The sequence below is a fragment of the Micromonospora sp. H61 genome, assembly GCF_018070325.1.
In the GTDB taxonomy this organism is placed as follows: Bacteria; Actinomycetota; Actinomycetes; order Mycobacteriales; family Micromonosporaceae; genus Micromonospora; species Micromonospora salmantinae.
Map to the genome: position 1 here is coordinate 1 of NZ_JAGPXY010000129.1, position 8024 is coordinate 8024.

8 protein-coding genes are annotated in these 8024 nt (G+C 72.5%); 3 read left to right on the top strand and 5 right to left on the bottom strand.

The window, feature by feature from the left end:
• Positions 1-616 (bottom strand): NAD-dependent epimerase/dehydratase family protein (locus tag KBX08_RS31795; RefSeq protein WP_210787460.1); only part of this gene is annotated, 616 nt, incomplete at its 3' end.
• Positions 617-927: 311 nt separating this feature from the next.
• Here KBX08_RS31795 and KBX08_RS31800 point away from each other — a divergent pair.
• On the top strand, positions 928-1779 hold the full coding sequence (locus KBX08_RS31800) for an NmrA family NAD(P)-binding protein (protein ID WP_210787461.1): 852 nt from the start codon (positions 928-930) through the stop codon (positions 1777-1779).
• Between the two features lie 30 nt (positions 1780-1809).
• Here KBX08_RS31800 and KBX08_RS31805 read toward each other — a convergent pair whose 3' ends face one another.
• Complete coding sequence (locus KBX08_RS31805; RefSeq protein WP_210787462.1) at positions 1810-2808, bottom strand: aldo/keto reductase; 999 nt, start codon at positions 2806-2808, stop codon at positions 1810-1812.
• A gap of 56 nt (positions 2809-2864) precedes the next feature.
• On the opposite strand from KBX08_RS31805, the gene KBX08_RS31810 reads away from it, so the two are divergent.
• On the top strand, positions 2865-3251 hold the full coding sequence (locus KBX08_RS31810) for a MerR family transcriptional regulator (RefSeq protein ID WP_210787463.1): 387 nt from the start codon (positions 2865-2867) through the stop codon (positions 3249-3251).
• Here KBX08_RS31810 and KBX08_RS31815 read toward each other — a convergent pair.
• Positions 3248-3730, bottom strand: a complete 483-nt coding sequence (locus tag KBX08_RS31815) for a hemerythrin domain-containing protein (protein ID WP_307850705.1) — start codon at positions 3728-3730, stop codon at positions 3248-3250. The two genes, KBX08_RS31810 and KBX08_RS31815, sit on opposite strands and share 4 nt — an antisense overlap.
• 120 nt (positions 3731-3850) lie before the next feature.
• On the bottom strand, positions 3851-5188 hold the full coding sequence (locus KBX08_RS31820; protein ID WP_210787465.1) for a low temperature requirement protein A: 1338 nt from the start codon (positions 5186-5188) through the stop codon (positions 3851-3853).
• Positions 5189-5340: 152 nt separating this feature from the next.
• Between KBX08_RS31820 and KBX08_RS31825 the strand changes: the two genes are divergently transcribed.
• The gene (locus KBX08_RS31825; protein ID WP_210787466.1) at positions 5341-6276 is read left to right on the top strand and encodes an SDR family NAD(P)-dependent oxidoreductase; all 936 of its coding nucleotides are present in this window, start codon (positions 5341-5343) and stop codon (positions 6274-6276) included.
• 63 nt (positions 6277-6339) lie between these two features.
• Here the strand turns inward: KBX08_RS31825 and sucB are convergent.
• The coding region (gene sucB / locus KBX08_RS31830; protein WP_210787467.1) for a 2-oxoglutarate dehydrogenase, E2 component, dihydrolipoamide succinyltransferase at positions 6340-8024 on the bottom strand (1685 nt) is incomplete at its 5' end.

The following is an 8024-nucleotide window of genomic DNA, read 5'->3' on the forward strand; positions in this document are numbered from 1 at the left end:
CCGTTGCGCCGGGCCTGTTCCGCGGCGGCAGCCACTGCCGGCCACTGCCCAGCCGGCCGGCGATGCCCAGCTTGAACGGCAGCAGTTGCGGCTTGAGCAGCCCGCCCTCGCGGTGCAGCGGCAGACCGGTACGCAGCCGGACCACGCGTACCCCGGCGTCCTCGGCCGGCCGGGTCGCGGCCTCCCACACCCGGCAGACGTCGGCCAGGAAGCCCTCGCCGGCCGGCGCGTCCTCCTCGACCGCCCGGTCGCCCGTGTTGCCGTACCAACCGACGGCCGACGAGTTGAGCAGCACCCGGGGTCGGTCCGCGACGGGGAGCCCGGCGATGGTGGTCGCCAGCGTGGTGGTGGTGTCCACCCGGCTGGTGCGGATCAACCGCCGGTAGTCGTCGTTCCAGCGTTTGTCGCCGACGCCCGCGCCGGCCAGGTTGACCACGGCGTCGACCTCGGCGACCACGGCCGGGTCGAGCTGCCCGGCGGCCGGGTCCCACCGTCGCTCCTGCGGCCCGCCCGGCGCCCGACGGACCAACCGGGTGACCTCGTGCCCGTCGCGGACGAGCAGGTCGGCCAGTCGGGTGCCAAGGAAGCCGGACGCGCCGGCCAGAAGGATCCGCATACCCCCATCTTCGTCCAGAACGCCACCGGTGGATGCATGGGGCTGCCGAAGGTGGGCGTTTCGGCGAACGAACTTGCGCGGAACCTCGTGTGCGGCAGGAAAGCCCAGGTCAACGAATGTTCCCGGGGCCGAAAACGGTTGCCGCGCGCTGTCGACGGTCAGCACGTTTCCGCAGGTCAGAGCAAACGTGAATGCGGTGTTCGCGATTGCTTGTGGCATCGATCTCGCTGACCATGAGTCATCCGAGAGCGCTCCCGTTTGGTGGGGTCGGCTCGCCGTGCCCGCCGTCGGGCGATCCCTGAGGAGGAACCATGCCGATCCTGGTGACCGGAGCGACCGGGACCGTCGGAGGAAGCGTGGTCCGGCAACTGGTCAGCGCCGGCCACGACGTCCGCGCGCTGACCCGCGATCCCACGTCGCCGGCGGCCACCGCGCTTCCCGGCCAGGTGGAGGTGGTGGCGGGCGACTTCGCCAGGCCCCACACGCTGGTCGCGGCGCTGCGCGGCGTGACGCTGATGCACCTGGTCGCGATGGACGGGTACGGGCCGCTGGGCACTGGTGTGGAGATTCTGCAGCTGGCCCGTCAGGCTGGCGTCCGCCGGGTCACCCACCTCGGCCACAACGATCCGAGCCGGGCCGACGACGACCCGCTCGAGGCGCCCCACCGGCCGCTGCACCGGGCCGTCGAGAACTCGGGCCTGGAATGGACGCACGTCTTCCCGGGCGAGTTCATGGCTAACACCCGCGAGTGGGCGGCCGGCATCCGCACCGAGGGGGTGGTGCGGGCGCCGTTCGGGGACTGGAACAGCGCGCTGGTCCACGAGGCGGACATCGCCGCGGTCATCGTGGCCGCGCTGACCGAGGACGGCCACGCTGGCCGGGTGTACCAACCGACGGGGCCGGAGCCGGTCCGTCGCCGGGACGCGGTCCGGATGATCGGCGAGGCGATCGGCCGTCCGGTGCGCTTCGACGAACTGACCCCGCAGCAGGCCCGCGAGTACTGGAAGGACCACTATCCCGCCGAGGTGATCGAGTGGTTCCTGGAGATGGGGCGGTATCTCGACGGCAACGCCTGGGTCGCCCCGGACGTCGAGCAGGTGACCGGACGCCCCGGGCGCACGTTCCGGCAGTGGGCCGCCGAGCACGCGGACGACTTCCGGTGACGACGCCCGGGGCGTGGACCGGCCCGGCGGTCAGGCCGCGTGGGCCGGACGCAGGTCGGCGAGCAGTCGCTCCACCTCGGCGTACGACTCGGCACTCAGCGGGCCGAGCGCCAGGGTGGCCAGGTTCTCGTCGGCCTGGGCCACCGTGCGCAGGCCAGGGATCGGCACGGTACGGGGGCTGCGCGCCAGCAGCCAGCCGAGCGCGCCCTGCGCGAGGGTGCGCCCGTCGGCGGTGAGCGCCGCGCGGACCTGGTCGACCCGGGCCGTCCAGCGTGGCGTCGGCCGGCCGTCGGTGAACCACTCCAGCCACTCCGGTGCCCGTCCGCGCACATCGTCCGCCCCAACCGCCCGGGTCGACCCGGTGAGCAGCCCCATCGCCAGCGGCCCACGGTTGAGGCTGGCCAGGTCGTGCTTGTCGCACACCGCCAGCACCGCCGCGTTGTCGCGCAGCACCGACTCGTCGTGCTGGATCGCGGCGCAGTGCCGGCCGGCGGCCGCGAACGCCTCCGCCGAGGCCGGGTCGTCGGTGCTCCAGCCGTACGCCCGGATCTTGCCCTGGGCGACCAGGGCCTCCAGGGTGTCGACCAGGTCGAGCGCGGCGGGCGCCGGCAGTGCGTTGATGTGCAGTTGGTAGAGGTCGACGTAGTCGGTGCCGAGCCGGCGGAGCGAGTCTTCCAGGCTGCGCACCGCGAAGGCCGGGCTGGCGTCGGTGCCGAGCGCCCGCCGGGTGCTCTCCTCGCTGACGTTGCCGAACTTGGTGGCGATCACCACGCTGTCCCGCCGCCCGCCCAGGGCCTGACCGAGAATCCGCTCGCTGTGCCCGGCGCCGTAGTTGCTGGCGGTGTCGAACAGGGTCACCCCGAGATCGAGCGCCCGGTGGATGGTGCGGATCGACTCGTCGTCGTCCACCTCACCCCAGCCGAACGGCTGCCCGTCGTCACCCCAGAGCGGGCCGCCAATGGCCCAGCACCCCATTCCGATCGCGCTCACAGTGATGCCGCTGCGCCCCAGCGTCCGTGTCGTCGTCATGGTCACCAGCCTCCAACCTGGAGCGCGCTCCAGGTCAAGCACTACCATCTCGCGACATGAGCGGTTACGCCCCCTCGGAGGCCGCCCGCCGCAGCGGCTTCAGCCTGGACACTCTGCGGTACTACGAGAAGATCGGCCTGCTCGCGGACGTGGAGCGCACGGCGGGCGGGCAGCGGGTCTTCACCGACGACGACCTCGGCTGGCTGGTGCTGTTCCGCTGCCTGCGCGACACCGGGATGCCGATCGCGCAGATGCGCCGCTACGCGCAACTGGCTCGCGACGGCGAGCACACCACCGACGAGCGGCACGAGTTGCTGTGCCACCACGCGGCGCAGGTCGAGGAGCAGATGCGCCTGCTCCAGCGCCAGTACGACCACCTGCGGGAGAAGATCCGCTTCTACGAGCGACTGCCCGGCACCGCACCGGGGTCGGAGGCAGGCTAAGGGGGACCGGGCGCGGTAAGGCCGAGCAGTTCCTCGGTCGTTCCGGTTCGACCGGTGAGCGCGTTCAGGGCGGTGACCAGCCGCTTCTCCTCGTAGCGGAAGTGCGACTCCAGCAGGGCGGCCAACCCGCCCAGCTCGGCGCGCACCTGGGCGACCGGCACCGCCGCGTCGCCGCCCAGCAGTGCCTCGACCCGTTCCAGGATGCCCGCCACCACCTCGTGATCGGTGATCAGGTTGTCGATGACCGGGCGCAGCTCGGGGGCCTCCTCGGCCAGCAACCGGAACGCGCCCGCGTCCTCGCCGGTGTGGTGTCGGCCGAGCGCGGCGCAGAAGGTGAGGCAGTGCGCCCGCAGGTCCGGGGACGGGGTGTCGAGGCTTGCCTGCAGCCGGGCCAGCTCCGCGCTGAGCCAGAGGTGGATCTCGATCATCTGATTGCCGACGGCGGCGAGCCGGCCGGCCGGTGAACCGGTTGGGTGCACGTTCGTCCCATGCTGTCCCCGCGCCTCCATGCCCACGGCGGCCTTCGGGCCGGGTGCACTGCGACGCTGCGCCGAAGTCTAGGGCCGACCGGTCACGCCCTCCACCCGGGAACGCCGCGGTCACGGAGTGGTCGGCTCGTCGGTCTCCCGGACGTCGTGCCAGCGGGCCCGCCAGGCGGCCTCGTGGGCCTCATGGGTGGTCCGCTCCTGGAAGACGGCGGCCCGCAGGGCGTGCCGGGATTGCGCCATCACCATCACCTCCACGGCCACCAGCGCCACGCAGATCACCGTCGCGAGAGTGAGCGCGCCCAGCGCCGGCAGGTGCTGGCCGATCGGGAGGGCCGCCGTGAGCGCCAGGATGACGCCGACGCGGGTCCACGTGACGGTGTGCAGGGTGCGTAACTGGAAGAGCAGGTTGACGGCGAAGTAGCAGATCAACCCGCCGAAGAGCATCGGCACCGCCGGTCCCTCGACCTTCTCGGCGATCCCGCCGGACGGGTCGGTGATCTTGTGCAGGACCTCCTCGTTGCCGATCGAGAAGAGGATCACCCCGGCGATCATCGGCAGGTAGAGATACGCGTACGCGTCGCGAGCCATTGCCACCCGGGGAGCGCCCTCCGCCGCGTGCAGGGCGATCCGGGCGGCCGGCCCGATGAAGTCGAAGTGCGCCCACCAGAGGGCGGCGGTGACCACGATGCCGAGCGCGGCGGCGGCCACCGCCGGCCAGGTGACCGGCTTGCCGAGCAGGTTGCCGCCGACGCCCGTGGAGATGATCGACTCGCCCAGCGCGATGATCAGGATGAGGTCGTAGCGCTCCGTCCAGTGCTCGGCGCTGGTCACCCCCCAGCCCCAGGTCCCGACGATGAAGCCGGTGGCGTACTGCACCACCACCACGGTGATCCACAGCCCGTCGCGGACCAGGGCGGCCCGGTCGGGGTCGCTGATCTGCGGCGGGATGAGCGCGGCGGCCAGCAGCAGCACGATGCTCACCGCCAGCTCCGGCGCGAACCGCCGCAGTTGCCGCCGCTCCTGCGGGCTGTCCCGCACCACGTGCTGATACAGGATCCAGTGGATGCCGCGGGCCACGACGTAACTGATCGCCACCAGCATCGGGCCGGCGGCGCTTCCCTTCGGGTCGTTGAACGCCTGTGGCAGTGCCAGCGCGAACGCGAACAGGGCGACCATCGCGATCACCATGAGCACCGGGACGTAGCCCTCGCCGAGCCGGACCCGGGTGGCGACCAGGCTGTGCACCACCCAGATCCACCAGAGCACGGCGAGCACCAGGCCGGCGTGCAGCAGTTGCCGGCTGGAGATGTTCGCGGCGGTGGCCCGGGTGATGATGAAGAACGAGAAGACGAAGACCAGGTCGAAGAAGACCTCGAACTTGTCCACCCGGGCGCCCGGGGCGATCGGGACGGCCGGACCCAGCTGTCCACCCCGCCGGTAGCCGCCCACGATCCCACTCTGGCAGCGTCCGGGCTGGTCGGAGGCCCGAACGGCGATGGCGACGGGTCCGGCGTTACCTCCGGCCCCGGTCGGGGAAACACCGGGCCCACGGCCTCTCGCAGCGGGTCGGTCGGTCCGCCCACCCCGGACAAGGATGGACAATGACGACCAACAACCCGATCACCACTTCGTTCGCCCATCACTCCACCGCCATGGACGTGATCCGGGGCGTGGACCTGGTCGGGCGGCGGGCGATCGTCACCGGCGGGTCCTCCGGGATCGGCGTCGAGACCGCCCGCGCCCTGGCCAGCGCCGGCGCGGAGGTCACAGTGGCCGTCCGCAACGCCGACGCGGGTCAGCAGGCCGCCAACGACATCACCGGCACCACCGGCAACGACCGCGTCCTGGTCGCCCCGCTCGACCTCGCCGACCAGGGTTCGGTCGCCGACTTCGTGGCCAACTGGGACGGCCCGCTGCACATCCTGGTCAACAACGCCGGCATCATGGCCGCACCCCTGTCCCGCACCCCGCAGGGCTGGGAGATGCAGTTCGCCACCAACCACCTGGGGCACTTCGCGCTCGCCACCGGGCTGCGCCCGGCACTCGCCGCCGGCGACGGGGCCAGGATCGTCTCGGTCAGCTCCGCCGCCCACCTGCGCTCACCGGTGGTCTTCGAGGACATCCAGTACGACAAGCGGGAGTACGAGCCGTGGCAGGCGTACGGGCAGTCCAAGACGGCGAACGTGCTGTTCGCCGTGGAGGCGTCCCGGCGCTGGGCCGACGACGGCATCACGGCCAACTCGCTGATGCCCGGCGCGATCCGGACCAACCTCCAGCGATACGTGAGCCAGGAGGAACTGGACCGGCTGCGCGCCGGCAACGCGGCGGCCTGGAAGTCCGTCGAACAGGGTGCCGCCACCTCCGTGCTGGTCGCGGCCTCGCCGCTGCTCGACGGCGTGGGCGGGCGTTACTTCGAGGACTGTCAGGAGGCCGCCCCCGCCCAGCCCGGCGGGCGGTCGGGTGTCGCCGACTACGCGCTGGACCCGGAGGCCGCCGAGCAGCTCTGGAAGGTCTCGACCGCGCTGCTCAAGAGCTGAGGACCGCAGCCGAAAGGGCACCCCGGTCGACGACCGGGGTGCCCTTTCGGCGTTGCGGGTGGATCAGGCCAGGCCCAGCTCCGACTCGAAGTTGCCGGCCTCCAGCCGCTCCTTGACAGTGGTCAGGAAGCGAGCGGCGTCGGCGCCGTCGATCAGCCGGTGGTCGTAGGACATGGCCAGGTAGACCATCGACCGGATCGCGACGACCTCGCCCAGCTCCGGGTCGTTGACCACGACCGGCCGCTTGACCACGGCACCCGTGCCGAGCATCGCCGACTGGGGCGACGGCACGATCGGGGTGTCGAAGAGCGCGCCCCGGCTGCCCGTGTTGGTCAGCGTGAAGGTCGCCCCGGCCAGCTCGTCCGGGCTGATCTTGTTGGTCCGGGTCCGCTCGGCCAGGTCGGCGACCCGCTTGGCGATGCCGCCCAGGTTGAGGTCGCCGGCGTTGTGGATGACCGGCGTCAGCAGACCCCGCTCGGTGTCCACGGCGATGCCGAGGTGCTCGGCCGCCGGGTAGGTGATCGTGCCACCTTCCAGGTCCATGCTCGCCTGGACGATCGGGTGCGTCTGCAGCGCCTCGATGGCGGCGAGCGCGAAGAACGGCAGGAAGGACAGCTTCACGCCGTGCCGCTGCACGAACGAGTCCTTCGCCTGCGCCCGCAGCTTGGCGATCCGGGTGACGTCCACCTCGACCACCGTGGTGAGCTGCGCCATCTCGTGCAGCGACTCGTGCAACCGCTTGGCGATGGCCTTGCGGATCCGGGGAAGCTTCTCGGTGGTGCCCCGCTTGCCGCTCGGCTGCGGCTTCGCGGCCGGCTTGGCCTGGGGCGCGGCGGCGGCGGGAGCGGCCGCCGGAGCCGGAGCGGCCTTGGCGGCCTTCGCCTTCTCGGCGGCCTCCAGCACGTCCTGCTTGCGGATCCGACCACCCACGCCGGTGCCGTTGAGCGCGGCCAGGTCGACGCCGTGCTCACTGGCCAGCTTGCGCACCAGCGGGGTCACGTACCCGGCGGCCTCCTCGCCGGCACCCGGTGCCGGGGCGGACGGGCGCGGCGGCGTCGAGGTCGACGAGGCCGGCTGCGCGGCCTGCTCGGTCTTCGCCGGCTGCGCCGAGCTCTCGGTCTCCGCGGCGGGCTCGTTGTACGACATGCCGGGGGTCGGCTCCTCGACCTTCGGCTCCGGCTTCGGCTCGGCCTTCGGCGCCGGCTTGGCCTCCGCCTTCGGCTCGGGCTTCGGCTCGGGCTGCGCCGGGGCGGAGGCCCCGCCGGCGACGCCGATGATCGCCAGGTCGGCGCCGACCGCGGCGGTCTCGTCCTCGGCGACCTTGATCTCCAGCACCGTGCCGGCGACCGGCGACGGGATCTCGGTGTCCACCTTGTCGGTGGAGACCTCCAGCAGCGGCTCGTCGACCTCGATGGTCTCGCCGACCTGCTTGAGCCAGCGGGTGACAGTACCCTCGGTGACGCTCTCGCCCAGGGCGGGCATCTTCACCGCGGTGCCCTCGCCCGACGAGGCGGCGGCCGGAGCCGGCGCCTCGGCCGGGGCCTCGTCCTGGGCCACCTCGTCGGCGGTGCCCTCGGCGGCGGCCGTCGGCTCGGCGGCCGGCTCGACCGACTCCGCCGGGGCCTGCTCCTGCGGGGCGGCCTCGCCACCGCCGGTCGACTCGCCCTCACCGGCGATGACGGCCAGCTCGCTGCCGACCTCGGCGGTCTCGTCCTCGCCGACCACGATCCGGCTCAGCACGCCGGCGG

Coding starts and splice junctions, on each gene's coding strand:
- KBX08_RS31800 (WP_210787461.1), top strand. CDS start 928: ATGCCGATCCTGGTGACCGGAGCGACCGGGACCGTCGGAGGAAGCGTG.
- KBX08_RS31805 (WP_210787462.1), bottom strand. CDS start 2,808: ATGACGACGACACGGACGCTGGGGCGCAGCGGCATCACTGTGAGCGCG.
- KBX08_RS31810 (WP_210787463.1), top strand. CDS start 2,865: ATGAGCGGTTACGCCCCCTCGGAGGCCGCCCGCCGCAGCGGCTTCAGC.
- KBX08_RS31825 (WP_210787466.1), top strand. CDS start 5,341: ATGACGACCAACAACCCGATCACCACTTCGTTCGCCCATCACTCCACC.